The sequence below is a fragment of the Desulfobotulus sp. genome, assembly GCF_034006065.1.
GTDB lineage: Bacteria > Desulfobacterota > Desulfobacteria > Desulfobacterales > ASO4-4 > Desulfobotulus.
The window spans coordinates 15,742-36,987 of sequence record NZ_JAVETM010000037.1 but is presented as its reverse complement, the minus strand read 5'-3'; the positions used below and the strand labels follow the sequence as shown (position 1 = coordinate 36,987).

Annotated in this window: 15 protein-coding genes and 1 pseudogene; 11 read left to right on the top strand and 5 right to left on the bottom strand. The window is 54.4% G+C overall.

The annotated features are described in order from the left end of the window. The 11 genes and pseudogenes from RBR60_RS12935 to RBR60_RS12885 all read left to right on the top strand — a co-directional run. Window positions 1–741 (top strand): annotated as a pseudogene (locus RBR60_RS12935) (histone deacetylase); the annotation flags it as partial. 44 nt (window positions 742–785) lie between these two features. After that, window positions 786–1,712: an EF-P lysine aminoacylase EpmA gene (epmA, locus tag RBR60_RS12930; RefSeq protein WP_320357440.1), complete on the top strand. Its 927-nt coding sequence runs from the start codon at window positions 786–788 to the stop codon at window positions 1,710–1,712. A gap of 96 nt (window positions 1,713–1,808) precedes the next feature. After that, window positions 1,809–2,813, top strand: a complete 1,005-nt coding sequence (locus RBR60_RS12925; protein WP_320357438.1) for a methyltransferase — start codon at window positions 1,809–1,811, stop codon at window positions 2,811–2,813. Window positions 2,814–2,936: 123 nt separating this feature from the next. Further along, window positions 2,937–3,407 carry a MarR family winged helix-turn-helix transcriptional regulator gene (locus RBR60_RS12920; protein WP_320357436.1) on the top strand — a complete coding sequence of 157 codons (471 nt, stop codon included), beginning with the start codon at window positions 2,937–2,939 and terminating at the stop codon, window positions 3,405–3,407. A 553-nt stretch (window positions 3,408–3,960) separates the two neighbouring features. Then, window positions 3,961–6,216: a molybdopterin-dependent oxidoreductase gene (locus RBR60_RS12915; protein WP_320357434.1), complete on the top strand. Its 2,256-nt coding sequence runs from the start codon at window positions 3,961–3,963 to the stop codon at window positions 6,214–6,216. A 2-nt stretch (window positions 6,217–6,218) separates the two neighbouring features. After that, complete coding sequence (locus RBR60_RS12910; RefSeq protein ID WP_320357432.1) at window positions 6,219–7,835, top strand: FmdE family protein; 1,617 nt, start codon at window positions 6,219–6,221, stop codon at window positions 7,833–7,835. Between the two features lie 13 nt (window positions 7,836–7,848). Further along, window positions 7,849–8,454, top strand: a complete 606-nt coding sequence (locus RBR60_RS12905) for a molybdenum cofactor guanylyltransferase (protein WP_320357430.1) — start codon at window positions 7,849–7,851, stop codon at window positions 8,452–8,454. A 353-nt stretch (window positions 8,455–8,807) separates the two neighbouring features. Then, window positions 8,808–10,046, top strand: coding sequence for a restriction endonuclease PLD domain-containing protein (locus tag RBR60_RS12900; protein ID WP_320357428.1), 1,239 nt, complete (start codon window positions 8,808–8,810; stop codon window positions 10,044–10,046). Between the two features lie 106 nt (window positions 10,047–10,152). Beyond that, window positions 10,153–10,710, top strand: coding sequence for a hypothetical protein (locus RBR60_RS12895; RefSeq protein WP_320357426.1), 558 nt, complete (start codon window positions 10,153–10,155; stop codon window positions 10,708–10,710). A gap of 34 nt (window positions 10,711–10,744) precedes the next feature. Then, entirely contained in the window at window positions 10,745–11,821 is a 1,077-nt protein-coding gene (locus tag RBR60_RS12890) for a DUF2235 domain-containing protein (protein ID WP_320357424.1), read from the top strand. A gap of 545 nt (window positions 11,822–12,366) precedes the next feature. Beyond that, window positions 12,367–14,742 (top strand): glycosyltransferase, encoded by a 2,376-nt coding sequence (locus RBR60_RS12885; protein ID WP_320357422.1) that lies wholly within the window; start codon window positions 12,367–12,369, stop codon window positions 14,740–14,742. Between the two features lie 156 nt (window positions 14,743–14,898). Here RBR60_RS12885 and cobA read toward each other — a convergent pair whose 3' ends face one another. The 5 genes from cobA to RBR60_RS12860 all read right to left on the bottom strand — a co-directional run bounded on the left by cobA (window position 14,899) and on the right by RBR60_RS12860 (window position 20,986). Next, window positions 14,899–16,419, bottom strand: coding sequence for a uroporphyrinogen-III C-methyltransferase (cobA, locus tag RBR60_RS12880; RefSeq protein WP_320357420.1), 1,521 nt, complete (start codon window positions 16,417–16,419; stop codon window positions 14,899–14,901). Window positions 16,420–16,478: 59 nt separating this feature from the next. Then, window positions 16,479–16,721, bottom strand: a complete 243-nt coding sequence (locus RBR60_RS12875; RefSeq protein WP_320357418.1) for a zinc ribbon domain-containing protein — start codon at window positions 16,719–16,721, stop codon at window positions 16,479–16,481. A gap of 135 nt (window positions 16,722–16,856) precedes the next feature. After that, window positions 16,857–18,137 (bottom strand): tetratricopeptide repeat protein, encoded by a 1,281-nt coding sequence (locus RBR60_RS12870; protein ID WP_320357416.1) that lies wholly within the window; start codon window positions 18,135–18,137, stop codon window positions 16,857–16,859. Then, window positions 18,134–19,582 (bottom strand): L-seryl-tRNA(Sec) selenium transferase, encoded by a 1,449-nt coding sequence (gene selA, locus RBR60_RS12865; RefSeq protein WP_320357414.1) that lies wholly within the window; start codon window positions 19,580–19,582, stop codon window positions 18,134–18,136. The genes RBR60_RS12870 and selA overlap by 4 nt, the downstream gene beginning before the upstream one ends. Before the next feature lie 30 nt (window positions 19,583–19,612). After that, window positions 19,613–20,986, bottom strand: coding sequence for an HDOD domain-containing protein (locus RBR60_RS12860; protein ID WP_320357411.1), 1,374 nt, complete (start codon window positions 20,984–20,986; stop codon window positions 19,613–19,615). Between the last annotated feature and the right edge of the window lie 260 nt (window positions 20,987–21,246).

Sequence of the window (21,246 nt, the reverse complement as noted above, 5' to 3'; positions counted from 1 at the left end):
GGGCCCAATGCCGCAGGCTACACGGTGAACATTCCCCTGCCGCCCCACACCTCGGAAGAGGGCTATCTCTATACGGTGGAAAATGCTGTCCTGCCCATACTCGATGATTTCAAGCCGGATCTCATCATCAATTCCGCAGGTCAGGACAATCATTATTCCGATCCCATCACCAACATGAATTTCACGGCCCAGGGCTATGCAAGGCTCACGGAGCTTCTCAACCCCCACATCGCCGTGCTGGAAGGGGGGTATTCCATTGAGGCGGCCCTGCCCTATGTGAATGCGGGCATCATCCTCGCCATGGCGGGCCTTGATTACAGCCATGTACGGGAGCCGGACTACAATCCCGCAGGGCTGAGGGAATCACGGGACACGATCCAGTATATCCACAAGGTCTGTGAGCGGGTGATGGATCAGTGGCAGCAGCGGGGGCCGGAGCTTTCCCGGAAGGTTTTCGGCAAAAAGGACTTTCATGAGCGCTCCCGCTCCATCATGTACGATACGGACGGCATTTATGAGAAGCAGAAGGAGCTGCTGCGGGCCTGCACGGACTGCGCCGGATCTTTCCGCATCGAAAGTCAGTCCGACCGGGGCTGGCGCATCATCGGCGTGCATATTCCCGTGAATGCCTGCCCTTCCTGCAAGGCTCAAGGGGAAGAATGGTATGGGAAGGCATCCGGAGCGGACAAGGCCTATCTCCAGGATCGCAGTGAGGATCGTTATCTGAAAAAAAGTCTTTGAGAAAAACGGACAGGATTTTTTTGCTGAAAGGAGTCCCATTGGGCATGGAAGCCAAGGTCTTTCGCAGAACGCGGATTCGGCCCCATCTGGAAACGCGGATGCGGATGGCCGCAGCCATCCGGGAGTTTTTTATAAGAAGGGGCTTTCTGGAGGTGGAAACGCCGGTGCGGATTCCGGCTCCGGCTCCGGAAGTTCACATCGACTGTGTGGCCGCTTCCGGCGCCTTTCTTCAGGCCTCTCCGGAGCTGGCCATGAAGGAGCTTCTGGCTTCTGGATTTGAGAAGATTTTTCAGCTGGCCCGCTGTTTTCGTGGAGCGGAGCGGGGGGCAAGGCACCTTCCTGAAATGACTTTGCTGGAATGGTATGTGAAGGGGGAGGATTACCGCTATATGATGGCGGAAACAGAAGATCTCCTCTGTCATGTGGCAGGTTGTTTAAAAAAAGGCCCCCGTCTTTCCTGGCAGGGAAGGCCCTTTGATCTGACTCCGCCCTTTGAAAGGCTTTCCGTTGCGGACGCTTTTTTACGTTATGGGGGCATGTCTCTGGAAGAGGCTCTGGAAAAGGGCTGCTTCAACGAGGTGATGGGTCTTGAGATTGAGCCGGAGCTTGGTCGGGAGAAACCTGTTTTTCTTTATGAGTATCCCGCATCCGAAGCGTCCCTTGCCCGGATCAAGCCGGAAAACCCAGCCTTTGCTGAGCGTTTTGAGCTTTACATCTGTGGCGTGGAGCTGTGCAATGCCTACACCGAACTTGTGGATGCAAAGGAGCAGGCGTCTCGTTTCCGGGAAGCGGCTGCAGAAAGGATGCGCTTGGGCAAAAGCCCCTACCCCGAGGCCGCTGTCTTTCTGGAGGCCCTCAATCACATGCCGCCTGCCACGGGCAATGCCTTAGGTTTTGATCGTCTGGTCATGCTTTTTTCCGATGCACCAGACATTGATCACGTCACGGCGGTGTTGCCGGAGGAACTGTAATTTTCGTCTCCCAAGGATGGGGGGAGGGGTTGTTTATCTGGAGCCCATGGGGGTGACCCGGGTTCAGATTCGGATACAGAAAAAGGAGTCTACAACATGGAAAACACCTGGAATCCCGGCAGTCTTCTGCGTCTTTCCGGTTCCTATTGGCAGGTCTGCACCCTGCATACGGGGGTGAAGCTTGAAGTATTCACCCTTCTTTCTTCTGGCCCCCAAGGGGCTGAAGCTCTCTGCCATGCCCTGAAGGGGGATCTGCGGGGAGTGGTGGCTCTGCTGGATGCCCTTTGCGCCATGGGCCTTCTGGTGAAAAAAGAAGGTCTCTATGCCAACAGCCCGGCTGCGGAACAATTTCTGGTGAAAGAGGCTCCCGGCTATGTGGGCTACATGATCCTGCACCACCACTTTCTCATGGATCCCTGGAACCGTATGTCAGAGGCCGTTCTTACGGGAAGACCCGTGGAAACCCGCATCAGCGGTGCTACGGAAGAAGCGGAGCGGGAAAGTTTTCTTATGGGTATGTTCAACATTGCTTCGGCCACTGCGCCGGGTGTTGCCAAGGCCCTGGATCTTTCCGGATGTCACCGTCTTCTGGATTTTGGCGGAGGTCCGGGCACCTTTGCCATCCATCTTTGCATGGAAAATTTCCACCTTCAGGCGGAGGTATATGATCTGCCCACCACAAGGCCCTTTGCGGAAAAAATCATTGCCCGCTATGGCCTTGAATGCCGTATTGGCTTCCGGGATTTTAATTTCCACGAAGACCACCTGCCGGAGCCGGAAAGCTTTGATGCCGTATGGATTTCCCACATTCTTCATGGGGAAGGCCCGGAGGATGCCCAGGGGGTTGTGACAAAAGCCATGGGAGCCTTAAAATCCGGAGGCCGGATTTTCATTCATGATTTCATTCTGGAAGATCTGCGCACGGCTCCGCTTTTTGCAGCCCTTTTCAGCATCAATATGCTGGTGGCGACGGATGCAGGGCAATCCTATTCTGAGTCTGAAATCCGGATGATGCTGGAAAAGGCGGGGGCTTCGGGAATTCATCGGCTGGCATACAAGGGCCCCACGGAATCCGGGATTCTTGTGGGAATCAAGGCCTGATACGAGTGGCGCAGCACCGGGCTTTGAGTTTCTGAGAAGGCCTGATTTTTTGAGGATGGGCAGGCAGGGGCCTTTGTAATGCTTTCCTGCCTGTACTTTTTTTGCAACCCGAGGCATGGGATCATGAACGACCGACGACTTTTTTACCTGATTCACCGTGTGCATGCGAAGTTTATCCATGGATTGGATCAGTACCTTCTGGAAAAACTTGAGATTACAAGCGCCCAGCTGGTGGCCCTTTTCTATATCAGGGAGAACGACGGCTGCCTGCTTAAGGATCTGGGAGAGGGGATTCTTCTGAAAAGCTCCGGGATTACAGGGCTTGTGCAGCGCATGGAAAAAAACGGGCTGATCACCAAAAAGACCTGCCCCCATGATGCCAGGGGGTTTCGCCTCTACATGACGGATACGGGCCACACCATTGCAGAAAAAGCCCTTCCCATGGTGGCCTCCCTCAATGCGGTGATGCAGGAAGGCTTTTCTCCCGAAGAAATGGATACGGTTTTCCGTTTCCTCAATGTTCTTCTGGAACGCATGACCACGTTTTCCAAAGTTTCGGGATCAGAGGGGGCGGATGTCTTGTTTCTTGCTTAAGTGTATATGGGGAACCGTTCTGTCAGACCTACCCCAATCTGCCCATAGGTAGCTTTGGCGCTGACTTCCTGCTTCATAGAGACTGCCCAGAGGAACGGCTTGGTTTTCGCCAATAAAACTCCCCATGGTGAGGAGTTTTACGCCGATGAGGCAACCGCATACTCCTCCAGGTCTCACAATCTCTCCACAGGCTTCACATCCGGCGGAACTCGCCGTAGAAACGAATACTCAGTGTTTTTTAACAGATACCTTGTGTTGTGTAAAATGTATGAGACATACCTAGATTAAACACAAATGATCAGATTTAGTTATTTTTATTTTGAACAGTCGCAACCCAGCCTTTTTTCATGGCGTTTCGGGTTTGAGTCTTTGAGTTCTCCCGGTTTCTGGCAGAGGAGAGGATTTGCGCTTGACATTGATACGCGTGCGGAATAGTTTTGGTTTGTGTGCGTAGCAATTGTCTCCATCAGGCAATTTTCGGGAATGGCGATGGGCTGTACGTACAGGCGGTTTTTCATCAAAGAAGGCCAAGGCCTTAAATAAGGGGGATTTCATGGGAGACTGGCATAAGACAGGATGTGTGCTCTGCGCCCAGAACTGCGGGCTGGAAATTCTGGTGGAGGAAGGCCGGATGGTGAAAGTGCGGCCGGACAAGGACAACCCCAGAAGCGAGGGCTATGCCTGCCGCAAGGGGCTGAATGTGCTCTACCATCAGTATCCTGCGGATCGTCTCACCCATCCCCTGAAACGGGTGGGCGATGCCTTTGTCCCCATCTCCTGGGATCAGGCCATGGAGGAAATTGCGGAAAAACTGAAAACCGGCCTTGCGGCCCACGGCCCCCGCTCCTTTGCCTATCTGGGAGCTTCCGCCCAGGGGGGCCACATGGAAGCGGGGTTTGGGGTAAGCCTCATGCGGGCCTTCGGTTCCCAGAATCTCTACACGTCTGCAGGTCAGGAGTTCAGCGGAGCCTGGTGGGTGCAGGGCCGCATGTTCGGGAAACAGTATATCCTCACCGGCCCGGATGAGCACGAAACCCAGATGCTGGTGGCCTGGGGCTGGAACGGGATGCAGAGCCATCAGATGCCCAAGACCCCTAAGGTGCTGAAGGAAATCAGCAAAGATCCCCAGCGCCTTCTCGTGGCTGTGGATCCCAGAAAAAGCGAAACCGCTGAAATTGCGGATATCCACCTTGCCCTTCGGCCCGGAACGGATGCCCTCCTCATCAAGGCCATGATCGCCATTCTGGTGCAGGAAGGCTGGGAGAAAACAGAATACCTTGAAGCCCATTGCGAGGGCTGGGAGCGCATCCGCCCCTGGTTTGAAAATTTTGACAGCCGGGCTGCCCTTCTTGTCTGCGGCCTTGCCCATGAAACCGTGTACGAACTCTGCCGCCTCATGGCCACCCGCCGCTGGGGCTTTCATCCGGATCTTGGCATCTATATGGGCAGGCACAGTACCCTCAACTCCTATCTCCTCAATGTGCTGGGCGCTGTCTGCGGTATTTTCGGGCAAAGGGGTGGCAACATCATCCCCGGCATGGTCATGCCCTTAGGCTTTCATGCGGATGAGCGCAGCGAAAAGGTCTGGAAATCCGCCGTTACCGGCATGCCCCCTGCCGCAGCCGGGTCTTTTCCCTGCAGCATCCTGCCCGAAGAAATTCTCACCGACCACAAAGACCGCATCCGCTCCATCATCGTGAGTACCTGCAATCCCTTACGCTCCTGGCCGGACACCCAGGCTCTGGAAAAGGCCTTTTTAAGCCTCGATCTTCTCGTGGTCTGTGACATGGTCATGAGCGAAAGCGCCCGTCTGGCCCACTATGTGCTGCCCTGCCGCAGTTTCTATGAATCCTATGACGGAACCTTCTTTCCATGGACCTATCCTGAAGTGTATTTCCAGCTGCGAAGGCCCCTTGTAAAGCCCCATGGGGAAAGCCTTGAAGCCTCGCAGATTTTCACCCTGCTTGCGGACAGGCTGGGCCTGATTCCGGAAATCCCGGAAAAGGTGATGGAAGCCGCATCCAAAGACCGCATGACCTTTGGGGCCGAACTCATGGGCTGGATTGCAAACCATCCGGAGCACCTTTCCAAAATGCTCTTCATTTTGGGAAAAACTTTGGGCAAAACCTGGGACAGTGCGGCCCTTGCGGCCCTCTGGGGCATGATGATGACGGCCCCGAAATCTTTCAGAAAAAATGCAGCCCGTGCCGGATTTGAAACGGGCTTTGACATGGGCGACCGGATCTTTCAGGCCCTGCTGGATCATCCCCAGGGGCTCTGGGTCGGGAAGGTGGATACGGAAAACAATCTGAAAGAAGTCAAAACCCCTTCCGGAAAGATCGATCTCTTCATTGAAGAGCTGGCGGAAAAGGCGGCATCCCTGAATGCAGAAGAAGAAATAAAGGCCCTGACCCTGCCGGAGGATTTTCCTCTGGTTCTCAATGCCGGGCGGCACCGCTCCACCAACATGAATACCCTGATGCGTAACCCGGAATGGATTCAGGGAAAGCGGGGCTGCACCATTGCCGTGCATCCCGAAGAGGCCGCAAAACTCGGGCTTCAGGACAAAGATACCGTCCGGGTGGTCACGGAAGGGGGCAGTGCCATAGGCGAGCTGGAGGTGAAAGAGGACGTGCGGCCGGGTATGGTGCTGATTCCCCATGGCTTTGGTCTGATCTATGACGGGGTGAAATGGGGCTTTAATGTGAATGATCTTACGCTGCACACCCACCGGGATCCCATCGGAACGCCCCTTCATCGTTTTGTACCCTGCAGGCTTGAGGTCTGTGGGGAAGAAAAGGGGCTGTGATCATGCAGATCCGGGGTTTATCCATCGAAGCCTATCTGGAAAAAATCAGGGCCTTTCACGGTCATCTGGCTCCGGGCATGGTCTGCGGGGGCTTCATGGTGGAACTGGCCTTTCAGAGCCTTCCCGAAGGGGGGCTCTACGATGCCATTGCAGAAACCAGGGCCTGCCTGCCCGATGCCATTCAGGTACTCACCCCCTGCACCATCGGAAACGGCTGGCTGCGCATCGAGGATACGGGCCGTTTTGCCATTCTCTTCTATGACAAGCATACGGGAAAGGGAGTGCGGGTGGCTCTGGATCCGGAACGTCTCAAAAAGTGGCCGGAAGTCCATGTCTGGGCCATGAAGCTGAAGCCCAAAAAGGAGCAGGATAAAAAACGGCTTTTCAGTGAAATCATCGAAGCGGGTTTCGGGCTGTACAAGGTCGAGCGGATTGTTGTGGACCGGAAGCGTTTTCCCAGAAAAGGCCGGATTTTTACCTGCCCGGACTGCGGCGAAAGTTTCAGGGGATCGGAGCCGGGGTCTTGTGAGGCCTGCATGGGGAGGATGGCCTTTTTTCCTTTGCGGGAGGAGCGTTCCGGGATGCAGGCCCTTCCCGTGGAAGAGGCCGCGGGCTTAAAAGCCCTGCACGACATGACCCGCATTGAGCCGGGTGTTTCCAAGGGAGCGGCCATTGTGAAGGGCCAGAGCCTTGGGGAGTCGGACATTCAGCTTTTAAAATCCATGGGCAGGGAAAGGGTCTATGTGGAAGAAATCGGGGTGGAAGAAAAGAGGCTTGAGAACAGTGCCGATGCCCTTTTCCATGAAAACGAGGTCGCCCTTGCCTTTGCGGAAAAAATGGCAGGTTCCGGCATCACCTACCTTCCCTTTCCGAGAGAAGGAAAGATTGATTTCACGGCAAAGCAGGGGGGGATTTTCCGTGTGGATCGGGAACGCCTCATGCGTTTTAACCGCTGCGAGGGGGTGATGTGCGCCACCCGCAGGAATTTAAGCCCTGTAAGTTCCGGCATGGTGGTGGGCGGCACACGGGCCATCCCCCTTTACCTTGAAAAAAGTGCCTTTGACAGGGCCATGGAGGTTTTGGCCGAAGGCCCGCTCTTTTCCCTTGCGCCCTATGTTTTTTCACGGCTGGGAGTTCTTGTGACGGGAACGGAGGTCTTTGAAGGCCGGGTTCGGGACGGGTTTCTGCCCATTCTGGAAGACCTTGCGGCGGAGTATGGTCTGAAAGTCACGGAAAGCCGGATATGCCCGGACGATGCAAAAAAGATCGCAAAAGCCGCCCTGGAGATGGTGGAGGGAGGGGTTCAAGTGCTGGTGGTGACCGGAGGTCTTTCCGTAGATCCCGATGATGTGACCCGAAAAGCCCTTCAGGACGCGGGTCTTGTGGATGAGGTCTATGGGGCTCCTGTGCTTCCCGGAGCCATGACGCTCACCGGACGCATCGCTTCCACCCGTATCCTCGGGGTTCCCGCAGGGGCTCTCTATTCTGCGCCTACAGCCATGGACTTTCTTCTGCCCTGGCTCCTTGCGGATTTCCCCATCACGCGGGCCGACATGGCAAGTCTCGGGGAAGGCGGTTTTCTCGATGCCGGACGCAGGAAATTTAAGGGAAACCCATGACCGGTAAAAAACCATGATAAACGACTGCACGGGCGTTATCCTTGCAGGCGGGCGCAGCACCCGCTACGGAGGGCGGAACAAGGCCCTGGCTCCCTTTGGAGAGGGCCGTCTCATGGATGCCGTGCTCAGACCCATGACAGAAATTTTTGGCGAAAAAATCCTCATCGTAAGCCGGGAAACCGGGCTTTATGGGGATTTTGGCTTTCCTGTGGTTGCCGATGTTCTCCCCCTTCCCGGAGCTGCCACGGGCATCCATGCAGGCCTTTTTCATGCGAAAACGGATATCATTTTTGTGGTGGCCTGCGACATGCCCTTCATACGGCCGGAGCTGATCCGCCTTGTGCTTTCCCACATGCATCCTCCCCTCCTTGCCCTTTTTCCCTGCCATGGAAAAAACCATCTGGAACCCCTGTGCGCCGCCTATCACAGGGACGGCCTTCCTGTCCTTGAAAGCCATATCCTTGAGGGTAAAAGCAAGGTGCAGTGGATTTTTACAGGGGAGCAGAAGGGCCTTGTTCCGGAAATTTTGCTGAGGGAAGCCGATGATGATCTGAAATCATTTATCAATATCAATTCGCCTGAGGATGCGAGGAAGGCAGGGGGGGAGAGTTTCTGGTGAGGGAAAATGCGGTGATCGGAAATAAAATCTTGCCATGGGAAAAGAGGCAGGATAAGGAAAAAACATCGTTTCAGGGCTGAGGAAAGGTGGGATAGGGAAAGAAAACCCGCCCCTGAAAACTTGCAGCATGAAAATGATGGGGAGGGTATTCCGGCCTTTTTTCCATGTTTTGGGGCTGGATAGCGGAATACATGGAAAATCAGGTTTTTTTGGGATAAACGGATAAGGGCTGAACAGGATTTTCCATGTTTTGCCCTTGAATATCAGAATAAACGGAAATTTTTCCAGATATAGGGACGGATAACATGGAAAATTTCCATTTATTGTACTGTTATACAGGAAAACTACGGATCATGAGCGACTTAATCAATATTAACAAAGGCAAGAAAACCAAAATTGTTCAACTTCTTACCAAAGGAGCAGACAAACGGTTCGGTCATGTGCTTTATTTAACTTCCTGCTATTTTTCACCCGATGCAGCCGAAAAACTTATCAGAGAGCTACAAACCCTCATCAACATAAAAAGTGTGTACATTTATATTGATAGGAAAACTGCTATAAGCATAGGGCAGCAGCCACTAGAGGAACTATCTTTAAATCAGAATCTACCTGAAATATTCATATTTGCCGTTGAAGCTAGTGTATTATTCCATACGAAAGCATATGCATTATTATCTTACACGAAAGATGGTCTGCTAAATAAAGGTAGCCTTGTCGTTGGTTCTGCAAATCTTACGGGGGCTGGTTTAACAGCTTCATCGGGTAATATTGAATCAGTATTAGACTCACAGGATGCAGAAATACTAAATGAATTCGTGACTCAACTCGATAAATTGAAAATCATTAAACTAGACCAGCTCGAAGTTTTTCGATCTCAAGAATCTTACAATTTTAAATATGCATTACTGCACGAAGGTGCATTTATTCATAAGTGGTTAGATGATCTCGGGCGTTATCTTTCAGTTCGGTATCAACTTAACGAAAATGGAAAGTCAAGAATTGGTGATGAGCTGTTTAAAAATGCTGGTTTTAATATTGACACAGCAACAATTAGTAAACGCTACTTTGATTTTAACTACGAACCTGCGCATTTAGAAAACACTGAAAACTTAAGGAGACGCTTTGGTATAGAAACTTACCTGGGCCACTGGATTCCCAATTCAGCACTTGAAACAGTACTAGATCAAGAAGGATTTGATGAGTTTTGCACAAAACTACGCACAGAACTTAATCAACAACTTCCAACCATTAAAGAAAGAATATTGAATGATCTAAGGCATCTGGAACAAAATGATTTAATAGTTGAATCCGAGAATAATCCACTTGAAAGCTTTGAATCAAAAGTTGAAACACTATTAACAAATCGAGTTAAACTGCAAAGAATATTCAGTAAGTATGAAATATTTCCATTACCGTATGATCTGACTCAAAAAAGTGAGATTGAAGAATTATTTGATCAAATGCTCTCACTATGCCAATCACGAAAACAGAAAAATATTGCGCAAAAGGCTTTCATTTCTGGATTTACAAATAGCTCACTCCTAGAATTCCGTCTGGTTCTTAATGTGGAAAATGAATCTGAAGATGAATAAATTTGTATAACTTACCGTTGCACCTGACAAGCCCAACTTGCGCGGCCTGCGGCCGCTCAAGTTGGGCTTGCAGGTGAACTTTACGTTGGGCTCCATCAGAGGACATATGCGATTCCTGCAAATCAGTATCTTAGTTTTGTTTCTGTCCACGTCTGCTACTGTCTCCGCCAGCGATCGGACGGTTGATGGTGCAACCGATTTGCTCGTAGCCCTCCTTCTGGACACCAATGCCGGCGAACACCGCAAGGCGAGACAGATTCACTACGTCAAAGACAAGGCAGGTATGGCGCTGGTATTTTTTACTGTCGAAGGTTTCAATGGCGGCAACAACTACACTTTCTACCTTGCGATATTTGAACCAAGTTGGAAATTCGACCCAAGCAAAGGCGAGGCACAGCAACGTAACGTATCAAACATTTCGAAATATAGGTTGGTCGGTTACTCACCGGTTGGAGGCAAGGGCTGGCGGTCTGTTGATTTTGCGAAGTTCACGGTAGAAAATAAACAAATCACACTTCAAACTAAAGAGTACGCCAGCAATGACCCAATGTGCTGCCCGTCAAAAACAGGAACCGCTATCTACAGAATTGAAAATAAACAGCTCATCGAGCTTAAGCCCAACAAGGCTAATCCAGCCGATGCCAAAAGCCGCGCGGCTGATTAGCGACGTTAAGCCACACAATCAGTAGTGGAGCTCTATGACAAAACAGAGATTGATTCTGCTATTCGACGGAACCTGGAACGATCCAGAAGACCAAACAAATGTTTTTCGTATCGCGGGGCTGACCCGTGAATATGATGGCGATTTGAGGCAGAGATTTTTCTATGACCCGGGTGTCGGTACTGGTAGGTTCGACCGTTTCAGGGGAGGCGTCTTTGGCTCTGGGCTAAGCAAAAACCTGCTACAGGGTTACGAGTGGCTCGCAAAACGCTACAGCAGTGAAGACGAAATTTGGATTTTTGGATTCAGTCGTGGCGCATATACGGCAAGAAGTCTTGTTGGTTTAATACAAAAATGCGGGCTCCTGCGCATCGTCACTCCAAGCTTGCTGGATAAGGCAGAGCGCATCTACAGAGACAAGGGCTTGAGACCGGACTGCGACGAGTGCAAGGCATTCAGGAACAACTACAGCCTTACTCCGAGGGTTCACTTCATAGGTGTATGGGATACCGTCGGAGCACTGGGTATTCCGGGAACAAACCTTTCCGAGCATGGAAAGTATTCGTGGCATGACACCGAGCTCTCGAGTATTGTCAATTTTGCATACCATGCAGTTGCACTGGATGAACATAGAGCCGCCTACGATGTGCCGCTGTGGACTGGCGAAAACGGGCAGAAGAAGCCGGAAAACCAGGAGGTTGAGCAGCGTTGGTTTATCGGTGCTCATGCGAATGTAGGCGGTGGCTATGGCTCAGGGGACTTGCTTGCCGACATTCCTTTGCAGTGGATGATGGAGAAGGCTTCGAGCGCGGGCTTGAAGCTGGACGGGTTTGTTGCTTCAGAGGATGCGTGGAAAACCAAACCACGGGATTCCTTCAGGGATTTTCTGAAAGGGGTTTATGCATGGTTCCGAAAGCTTCGGGCCTCGGGCGATGGTCGGCACTTCAGAAAGTTCGACAAGGGGAATAAAGGAAAACCAGCTGTCAACGTTACTGTGGATGCGAGTGTTTGGATGCGTTGGAAAGATCCCGAGTTCAACTATCGGCCACGAACTCTGATTGATGCCGACCAGCGTCCACCGGAGCAATACATTGCGGCTTCCATAGACCCATGACAGGAGGTCTTGGCAGAAAAATCCTCATCGTGAGCCGAGAAAGCGGCCTTTATGGAGTTTGGTTTTCCTGTGGTACAGGATATTTCCCTTTTCCCGGAGTTGCCACGGGCATCCGTTTCAGTTTTGCATAATGATCGCCGCATCATCAATGATTACAGCCGCATTTTTTAAATGGGAACCCGCAGATCAGGGGAATATCCGCTTCCCTCACATCCAGATGTCGCATGATGTCTTCCCGTCTGCCGGACAGATCCGGAGTTGTTGTCATGGCAAAATACCCCATACGCAGTTACGCTTTCCTATCCCATCCATGAAATGCAGGCAAGCTTCAGGGAATATGCTTTGGCCTGCCGTTTAAATCTGCTCTCCCGGAAGCCTCGCTCTCTGCCACCTTTCAGCTCCATGCAAATGGTCACACCCAATCCCAATCTCTTCCCAATACAGCACAAACATCCTTGCCTTAGCCTTTCAGGGCGCGGGCGGTCGCTTTTGCGTCCCGCCGGATTTTTTCCCAAGCCCCCTCCTTGCCCATGAAAGGAAATACCATGGCCAGAGTCGATCTCCATGTCCACTCCCTTTACTCCGAACGTCCGGCCAACTGGTTTCTCCAGCGCATCGGTGCCTCGGAATCCTATACCCCGCCGGAAACCATCTATGCCCAGGCGCTGGCAAGGGGCATGGATTTTGTCACGGTAACGGATCACAACTGCATGGACGCGGCCCTTCTTCTTAAAGAACGTTATCCGGACAAAGCTTTCACAGGGGTGGAATCCACCACCTATTTTCCGGAAAACGGCTGCAAGATCCACCTCCTTCTCTATGGCCTTTCGGAATCCCAGTTTGCGGAGGTGCAGAAGACCCGCAGGGACATCTATGCCCTCCGGGAGCTGATCCGGGAGCAGGACATTGCCCATTCCGTAGCCCATGCCACCTATGCCATCAACGGCAGGTTGAACCTCGATATTCTGGAAAAGCTCATGCTGCTTTTCAATGTCTTTGAGGGCATCAACGGTGCCCGCAGTCAGGCTTCCAACACCACCTGGACGGCGGCCCTTCAGGCCCTCACCCCGGAAAAGCTGGAAAATCTCAGAAAAAAACACGGCATCCTGCCCATGGGAGAAAAACCCTGGATCAAGGGCTTTACGGGAGGCTCCGACGACCACTCCGGGCTTTTCATCGCCAAGGCCTGCACCCTTGCCGATGGGGCCAGCCCCGAAGCCTTTCTCCATGCCCTGAAAAAGAGGGAGAGTCTGGCCCAGGGAAAACACAATGACGCCAAATCCCTGGCCTTTGCCCTGTACAAGATCGCCTATGATTTTTCCCTCACGGAAAGTACTCCCCTGCACCGCTCGGTTCTTTCCCGGCTGGGGGATGCCATCCTGCATCCCCAGGGAGGGGATGAAACTTACGGGAAGCCTGAGATCAGAACCGGGGAAGAGGGGCAGATTCGTCTTCTCCTTGCCGCACTGCGGGAGAGTCCGGGGCCGGAGGCAGGAGAAGAGAATCCGGAAGCCTGGCTGGAAGGGGTGTATGACAAAATCACAAGGGTATCCGACGCTTTTTTCAGAAACATTCTCCTTTCCATCGTAAGCGATGTGCGCAGGGGCAATTTCGACCACGTCATCCGCAATATTGCATCTCTTCTTCCCGGTATTTTCCTCTCCATTCCCTTTTTCATGACCCTGCGTCACATGCAGGATGGCCGCAGGCTGCTTTGTGAACTGAAGGCCACGCACCTCGAATCCGGAACCTTTGATAAGAAAGTTCTCTGGTTCACGGATACCTTTCAGGAGATGAACGGTGTGGCCGCCACCCTCCGGGAGATCGCGACCATGGCGGAGCGGGAGGGGCTTCCCGTCCGCATCCTGACCTGTCTGCCCCCCGGAAGTGCAGAGGTGCCGGAAACGGTCACAGACCTTGCGACCTTCCTCTCCTTTCCCCTGCCCTGGTATGAACACATTGAGGTGCGGGCCCCCTCCCTTCTCACCGCCATCCAGAAGCTTGGCGCCTTTGAGGCGGATGAGATCTGTATTTCCACACCCGGCCCCGTAGGTATTCTGGGTCTTCTTCTGTCAAGGCTTCTCAACCTGCCCTGTCGGGCCGTGTATCACACGGATTTTGCAGCCCAGGCAAAAGCCATCACAGGCAATGAATCCCTTTCTGATATCGTGGAAAACGCCACGCGTTTCTTTTATTCCTTTGCCGATGAAATTCTCGTACCCAGCCGGAGTTACATGGATCTGCTTTCCGCAAGGGGGCTGGAACGATCCCGCATGCGGCTTTTCATCCGCGCCGTGGATACAGGCCTTTTTGCCCCCCGGCCCGGAGCGCGGAAGCGTCTTGAAAAAACATACGGCATCACGGCCCGCCATCTTCTTCTCTATGCAGGAAGGATTTCCAAAGACAAGGGGCTGGATCGTATCCTGGAGATCCACCGGATGCTGGGGGAAAGGGGACGGGATGTGCATCTGTTGCTTGTGGGAGAAGGGCCGGATCTGGAGGCCATCCGCCACCAGCACAAAGGACGCGTCACGTGTACGGGCAGGGTGGAAAGGGAGGCGCTGCCGGAATTTTACGGCGGATCGGATTTTCTGCTTTTCCCCAGCACCACGGATACCTTCGGCATGGTGGTGCTGGAGGCCCAGTCCTGCGGGCTGCCTGTGCTGGTGTCCGGCGTGGGCGGGCCAAAAGAGATTGTGGAGGACGGGAAAACAGGACGGGTGCTGCCCGCAGAGGATACCCATGCCTGGGTGCGCTGTCTTGAAGGTCTGTTCCGGGTCATGGAGAGCCAGCCTCTGAAGTACCGGGAGATGCGGGCCGCCGCCCGGAAGGTGGGGCTGGCCTCAGGCTGGGCCGCTGCACTGGAAACGCTTTTCGGTCATGCTTCTTCCGGAGAGGAAAAAGCCAGACCTGCGGCATGAATCGCAGGGGATTTTCAGACCTGCCTGGCCGGAAGGTCTGCCCTTGAGGCTGGGCTGGAGAAGAGCTTTCAGATGAAAAGAGAAAGGGGACGCCCTGGGGCGTCCCGCAGATTTTTCATCAGAAAACGTTTTCTGAAGGCAAAGAGGATGCCGGACTCAGGCCCAGTCCTGGCAGAGGGCCTGAACAAGGCCGGGGATGGTGTATTCCAGGGCTTCGGTGTGCACAGAAAAGCCGAGAGCCCTGGCCGTGTCTGAGGTGATGGGACCGATGGAGGCCACCTTCAGGGTGTCCGTGAGTTCGGTGAAACGATTTTCAGGGAGCAGGGCCTTGAAATTTCTGACCGTGGAAGAGCTGGTAAAGGTGACGATATCCGCTTCTTTTTTTTCGAGAATGGAGACAAGGGCCTCGGCCTGATCTGTCACGGGCAGGGTAACATAGGCCGTGACCTCATCCACGTCTGCGCCCATCTCTCTCAGGGAGTCAGGGAGTACGCTCCTTGCTTCCTCGGCCCTGGGCAGGAGTACCCGTTGACCGGCCATGGCTTCGGTTCGGAAAGCATCCACCACAGATTCGGCCCGATAGCTTTCGGGAAGGATGTCACAGCGGATGCCAAAGCTTAAAAGGCGTTGGGCGGTCACAGGACCGATGCAGGCGGTTTTTACCTGATGCAGGGCGCGTACATCCAGCCCCTTCTCAAAAAGTCTTTGAAAGAAATATTTTACGCCATTGGCGCTGGTGAAGACCAGCCAGTCGTAGCGGTTGAGCCTTTCAATGGCACTGTCCATGGCGCTTAGGTCTTTGGGTTCTTGTACCCGGATGGTGGGCATTTCAATGCAATGGGCCCCCAATTCCGTGAGCTGATGCAGAAGATCGCTGGCCTGCTCCCTTGCCCTTGTGACCAGGATGCGTTTTCCAAGAAGGGGTCTTTCCTTTTCAAACCAGGCAAGGTTTGCCCGCAGATCCACCACCTCTCCCACCACAATGATGGCAGGTGCCTGAAGACCCGCTTTTCGCACTTCTTCCTCAATGGTGGAGAGGGTGCCGGTAACGGTTTGCTGGCGGCTGGTGCTGCCCCAGCGGATGAGAGCCACCGGGGTCTGAGGGCTCCGGCCGTACTGGAGAAGTTTGGCGGTGATGAGGGGAAGGTTCTTTACCCCCATATAAAAGACCAGGGTTCCGATGCCCCGGCTTAAGGCTTCCCAGTCGATGCGGGAATCTTCCTTGGTGGGATCCTCGTGTCCTGTGACAAAGGCCAGGGTGGCGGTCATTTTGCGATGGGTGAGGGGAATGCCCGCATAGGCGGAAGCGGCAATCCCTGCGGTCACGCCCGGAACAACCTCAAAGGGAATGCCTTCGGCCTGGAGGACTTCCGCTTCTTCTCCCCCCCGTCCGAAGATGAAGGGATCGCCGCCCTTGAGTCGGACCACGGTGCGGCCCGTGCGGGCCTTTTCCACAATCAGACGATTGATGCCTTCCTGGGAAAGGGTGTGATCCCCTCCTTTTTTGCCCACATAGATGCATTCCGCCTCCTTTGCCGCCAGAGCCAGGAGGGCGGGTGCCGCAAGATAATCGTAAATCACAACACCGGCGCGGGCCATGCACTCCTGGCCTTTGAGGGTGAAAAGGCCGGGATCGCCGGGACCTGCGCCGATAAGATACACTTTTCCGGGTTTCATGGGTTTTCCTTGTCAAAGCCCGGCTTGTGGGAAAGCGGGCATGGTTATGGGCGAAGGGTTCAGACTCCGCAGCCTGCGCAGGAGGATGCAGAGCATCCGGAACATCCGGAAGTACCCGCACTGCGGGTCACCGTGCTTTCGCCTCCCGCTCCGCTCCCTTTACTGATAAAGCCGCAGGCGGACATGAGGCGCTGAACCTGTTCCCCATTGCAGTGGGGACAGCCGGGAATTTCGTCTTTTTTCATCACCAGGGATTCGAAATTTTTTCCGCAGGACTGGCAGTGGTATTCATAAATGGGCATGAGGGTTTCCCTTTCTTTATTTGTAAAAGCGGTACAGAAAATCAGAACTCTGCACGGGTTTGATGATGCAGAAACCCGCCTACGGGGGATTTCTGAAAAATATGAAAAGCATCCGGGCAGGCCCCGAATCCGGGATCAGGCGTCCAGGGCCTGTGGCAGGACGCTTTCCAGGGCAAGCCGATCTTTTTCTGTCAGTGTTTCGCCGCCTTCCTGTGCCTGCATGAAAAGTGTCCCGGCCTCCTCAAAACGGCCTTGCCGCATACGGATACGGGCCAGGCGAAGGGCAAAGAGGGCGCGTCCGGGTTCCAGGGTCAGGGCTTCTTCGCAGAAGGTGGCGGCAATGTCCGGATTTTCTCCCTTTTGATCAAAGCAGGCGCCCAGCCCGGAGAGCACGGCTGGATCCCGTGGCATGCGGCGCAGGGCCTGGCGGAAGAAGGCAAAGGCTCTGGGAAGATCTCCGGCGTCAAGGCAGGCTTGGGCAAGAAGGCCGAGGGCGGGCCCGTTTTCCGGTCTCAGGGCGCAGGCCTTTTCAAGGCAGGGCAGGGCAAGATCCTGTTTTCCCAGGGCCATGTGCATCCTCCCCAAGTGAAAGGCGCTTTCAAAGCTCAAGGGATTGAGATGTAAGGCCTTTTCAAAAAAAATGCAGGCCTTCTCCTTTGCCCCCTGCATCTCGTGGAGCAGTCCCTGGTTATAGACGGCCATGGCCTCCTGGGGGGCGGCCGCATGGCTGCGGTCAAAGGCCTCCAGGGCTTTGTCAAAGTCCTGAAGTACGGCAAAGCACACCCCAAGGCTGTTGAGGACATTGGCGTTAAGGGGATCCAGGATGAGGGCGGCCTCGTATTCGGCGATGGCTTCGGCGATGCGGCCTTCCTGATAAGCCTCGTCTCCGGAGATGTTCAGGCTGACAGCGTCAAAAAAAGTGGTGGCCCCTGGTCCCAGCAGATGGCTGTGGGTGAGCGCCTTGCGTGCCTGATCCAGGGCCTGTTCCGGAGAAAAGCCGGGCAGAGGATGGGTGTAAATCCCGATGTTGAGGGAAATACCCTGGCTTTGTTTTTTCAGGCTGGCAAGTATCTCCTGGGGTTCATCCCCAGGGTTTTCCAGAAGCAGCAGAAAAAAGAGGTCATTTTCCTGGGCCATATGCAGTTTTTCTCCATGCGTGTGCTGAAGGGCTGCAAGGGCGGGAAGAAGGGCCTCGGTGTTTTTCGGAGCGTCCGGTGTAGGGCGCAGGGCGAGCAGGGCGAAGGGGGGGGAAGCGGGCCCTGTGAAATGGGGAATGAGGGTCTGGGGAGGGGAAAAGCGCACGGGCTCCGGAGGCACAGGCGCAGGCTGAGGCCGGGAACAGGGTCCAGGGCCTGGGGTTCCGTTGGTCCGGAGAAAAGGATCTGAAGTTTCCTGATGCAGGGCATGGGCCTTCATGGGCTTTCCTTTTCGGGTTGGGGGTCCGGGGATTTTGCACTGAAAAGGGTGGCAAAGGTGCGGACGATGGTTTCGGGTTCTCCATCCTGAAGGGTGCGGACATCCATGATGAAAAGGTTTTCTTCCACACGACCGATGATGGGAGGATTGGCGGCCCGGAGCCTGCGCTCCAGGGCTGCGGCGGAGCAGGCGCTACTGCGGATGCACAGGCAGCGGCTGGGAAGATCCTGGGTGGGCAGAGCACCGCCTCCGGCCCTGGCTGTGCTGGGGCGTACGGTAATTTCCATACCAGGCAGGTCCAGTTGGAGCAGTTGTTCCTGAAGGGTGTGGGCCCTCCGGATACAGATATTTTCGGAAAGGGTGAGCATGCGCAGGGTGGGGATGGCAAGAAGGGCTTCACGGGGATCCCGATAAAGCCTCAGCGTACCCTCCAGGGCCGCCAGGGTGAGTTTGTCGATGCGCAATGCACGGGTGAGGGGATTGGCGCGTATGGCCTCGATCCAGGATTTTTTTCCGACAATGATACCCGCCTGGGGACCGCCGAGGAGTTTGTCTCCGCTGAAGGTGACAAGGTCTGCTCCTGCCTGGAGGGATTCCTGCACCGTGGGTTCCTTGGCAAGGCCGTAGGGTGAAAAATCCATAAAGGTGCCGGAGCCAAGGTCGTCCATGACAGGGATGCCATGCTGGCGGCCCAAGGCGGAAAGTTCTGCCATGGGAACGCTGGATGTAAAACCCAGAATCTGAAAATTGCTGGTATGGACTTTAAGGAGAAGGCCGGTATTTTCCGTGATAGCCTGGGCATAATCCCTGAGGTGGGTGCGGTTGGTGGTTCCCACTTCTTTCAGGATGGCCCCGCTTTTGGTCATCACATCCGGAATGCGAAAGGACCCCCCGATTTCCACCAGCTCTCCACGGGAAACAATGGCTTCTTTTCCACGGGCCAGGGTGTCGAGGCAGAGGAGAACAGCTGCGGCATTGTTGTTCACCACCATGGCGGCTTCTGCGCCGGTGATTTCCGTGAGCAGGGAGGAAACCGCCGTATAGCGCAGGCCCCGTCTGCCACTTTCAAGGTTGAATTCAAGGTTGCTGTACTGGTCAGCAACGGTGAGGATGTGTTCAATGGCCTGACGGGGAAGCAGGGATCTCCCCAGGTTGGTGTGCACCACAACGCCTGTGGCATTGATTACCCTTCTGAGGTGAGGGGTGAGTGCGGTCTCAAGCTGTTGGCGAATCCGGTTCATGAGGGTTGCGGTGCTGCCAGCAGTCTCGATCGCCTGAATCTGGCCGTCAAGGATGGCTCTGCGTTGCTCTTCCAGCACTCCGCGTATGATGCGGGTTTTGAGGCTGTGGGGAATGCGGGCAAAGGTTTCATGGGAATCCAGTTCCAGCAGAAGGGTGTCCACTCCCGGAAGGGTTCGCAGCAGTGTCTGGATGGCGACGGTCATATGTTTTTTAAAGCCTTCTCGTACAGGTCTTTATCGGGCAAGGCCTGGTTTCTGGTAAAGGACGCTTTCTGGCTGCATGCTGAAGACATCCATGGGCAGGGTATCAATGAAGCTTTCAAGATCCTGGGGTCTCATGCCGATCTCAGCCAGTCTCTCAATGAGGCTGCCTTTACTGGATTCGGGGAATACGCCGGACTGAAAACGGGCCATGATGAGATCGGCAATGTGAACAATATAGGCCAGCTTGTCCTGGTCTTTGCTGTTTTCCGGATGATGATGATGGCGGATGGCCTCAATCAGGTTTTCGGGGAAGGCCCATTTGATTCCCAGCTTGGCCCCCACCTCACAGTGATCCACACCGAGAATGCGGCGTTCCACTTCCAGAATACGATGTTTTTCCTGCTTCATGCCCCTGTAAAAAAGCGGACATGCGGAGGTGATGTGCTGATCCAGGACCACCATGCCGATATCGTGGAGCAGGCCTGCGGTGTAGGCTGTGGCCGGATGGGCAATGCCCGTGTGAGCGACGAGCCGCTCGGCCACAAGGGCTGTGCCGATGGCGTGGTGAAAAAGGCCTCCCTTGCACAGGGAATAAACGGAGTCGCTTTGTCTGTAAAAATCCTTCAGTGCCGCGGAAATGATGGATTTGACAAGGGTTTCCTGCCCAAGGAGAATGAGGGCGTCGTCAATGGAAGCCACCTGGTTGCGGCTGGCGTAGAGGGCGGCGTTGCACATGCGCAGGGTCTGCGCTGTGATCACCTGATCCCGGCGCACTTCATGGGCAATTTCCCTGAAGTCGGCGTCCTCGGAGGTGACCATGCGCAGAATCTTGAGAGCCACCTGGGGAATGGGTTTGAGGGCTTTCACACTGGCGGCAATGGCATCTGCTGAAGGGGGGGCGTAATGAAAGGCTTCCTCCGGATCCCGCAGCAGGCCTGAGGGATGAATGCGGCTTTTGCCGGTGTTCAGGTCGATCTCGAGCGTGCAGGTGAAAAAACCGCCGGTTTCCGAAGCTGCAATGGAAACCTGATAGCGTTTAAGCAGCTGATGCACCCGTTCTGCGGTGCGACCTCCGATGTCTAAGGCCATGTCCTGCTCGCTCACAGGCCCCACAAGCGCGCCACCCGCTATGGTGGCGCGCATATTGTCCGGATGGGCACCCTTTTCAATGAGGGCTTTCAGAAAGGCGGGTATGCCTGTACTGGCATATTTGCCAGGATGGTTCCCCTGAGATCCGGAAACAGGGTCCGGAAGCAGGATATGCACAAGCCCCCCCACACCGGCCACAGGATCATGGATGGCGACACCGACGCAGGTGCCCAGGAGCGCCTTGAGGATCAGGGGCTGTTGGTCCGCAGCAACAAGAAACTGCCCTGAGGCCACGTAGTGAATTCTGGATTCCATAGATGCTCCGCATTTGTTTTTTTCCTGCCAGAGAAAATCCCCAGAGGATGCCACAACGTTCCCTCATAACATTTCAGGGACTTTGGATTCAAGCCTGATTGCGGGGTGAGAAAAAAGACTTTCGGATTGTGGGGAAGATCCAACCAGGATCCAGAGTTCCTGCCCCCTGCCTTTTTGGTTCTGCCTGGCCTTGCTGTGGCTCCGGGACAGGCCCAAGGCCTGCTCCAATCATGCAGTAAGGATTTTTTTTGTCAATCGGG

What these genes read in the sequence shown, in the direction of transcription:
- RBR60_RS12875 (WP_320357418.1), bottom strand. Translation starts at nt 16,721, where the DNA reads ATGCCCATTTATGAATACCACTGCCAGTCCTGCGGAAAAAATTTCGAA.
- RBR60_RS12900 (WP_320357428.1), top strand. Translation starts at nt 8,808, where the DNA reads ATGAGCGACTTAATCAATATTAACAAAGGCAAGAAAACCAAAATTGTT.
- epmA (WP_320357440.1), top strand. Translation starts at nt 786, where the DNA reads ATGGAAGCCAAGGTCTTTCGCAGAACGCGGATTCGGCCCCATCTGGAA.
- RBR60_RS12870 (WP_320357416.1), bottom strand. Translation starts at nt 18,137, where the DNA reads ATGAAGGCCCATGCCCTGCATCAGGAAACTTCAGATCCTTTTCTCCGG.
- RBR60_RS12910 (WP_320357432.1), top strand. Translation starts at nt 6,219, where the DNA reads ATGCAGATCCGGGGTTTATCCATCGAAGCCTATCTGGAAAAAATCAGG.
- RBR60_RS12885 (WP_320357422.1), top strand. Translation starts at nt 12,367, where the DNA reads ATGGCCAGAGTCGATCTCCATGTCCACTCCCTTTACTCCGAACGTCCG.
- RBR60_RS12895 (WP_320357426.1), top strand. Translation starts at nt 10,153, where the DNA reads ATGCGATTCCTGCAAATCAGTATCTTAGTTTTGTTTCTGTCCACGTCT.
- RBR60_RS12920 (WP_320357436.1), top strand. Translation starts at nt 2,937, where the DNA reads ATGAACGACCGACGACTTTTTTACCTGATTCACCGTGTGCATGCGAAG.
- RBR60_RS12860 (WP_320357411.1), bottom strand. Translation starts at nt 20,986, where the DNA reads ATGGAATCCAGAATTCACTACGTGGCCTCAGGGCAGTTTCTTGTTGCT.
- RBR60_RS12925 (WP_320357438.1), top strand. Translation starts at nt 1,809, where the DNA reads ATGGAAAACACCTGGAATCCCGGCAGTCTTCTGCGTCTTTCCGGTTCC.
- RBR60_RS12890 (WP_320357424.1), top strand. Translation starts at nt 10,745, where the DNA reads ATGACAAAACAGAGATTGATTCTGCTATTCGACGGAACCTGGAACGAT.
- RBR60_RS12915 (WP_320357434.1), top strand. Translation starts at nt 3,961, where the DNA reads ATGGGAGACTGGCATAAGACAGGATGTGTGCTCTGCGCCCAGAACTGC.
- cobA (WP_320357420.1), bottom strand. Translation starts at nt 16,419, where the DNA reads ATGAAACCCGGAAAAGTGTATCTTATCGGCGCAGGTCCCGGCGATCCC.
- RBR60_RS12905 (WP_320357430.1), top strand. Translation starts at nt 7,849, where the DNA reads ATGATAAACGACTGCACGGGCGTTATCCTTGCAGGCGGGCGCAGCACC.
- selA (WP_320357414.1), bottom strand. Translation starts at nt 19,582, where the DNA reads ATGACCGTCGCCATCCAGACACTGCTGCGAACCCTTCCGGGAGTGGAC.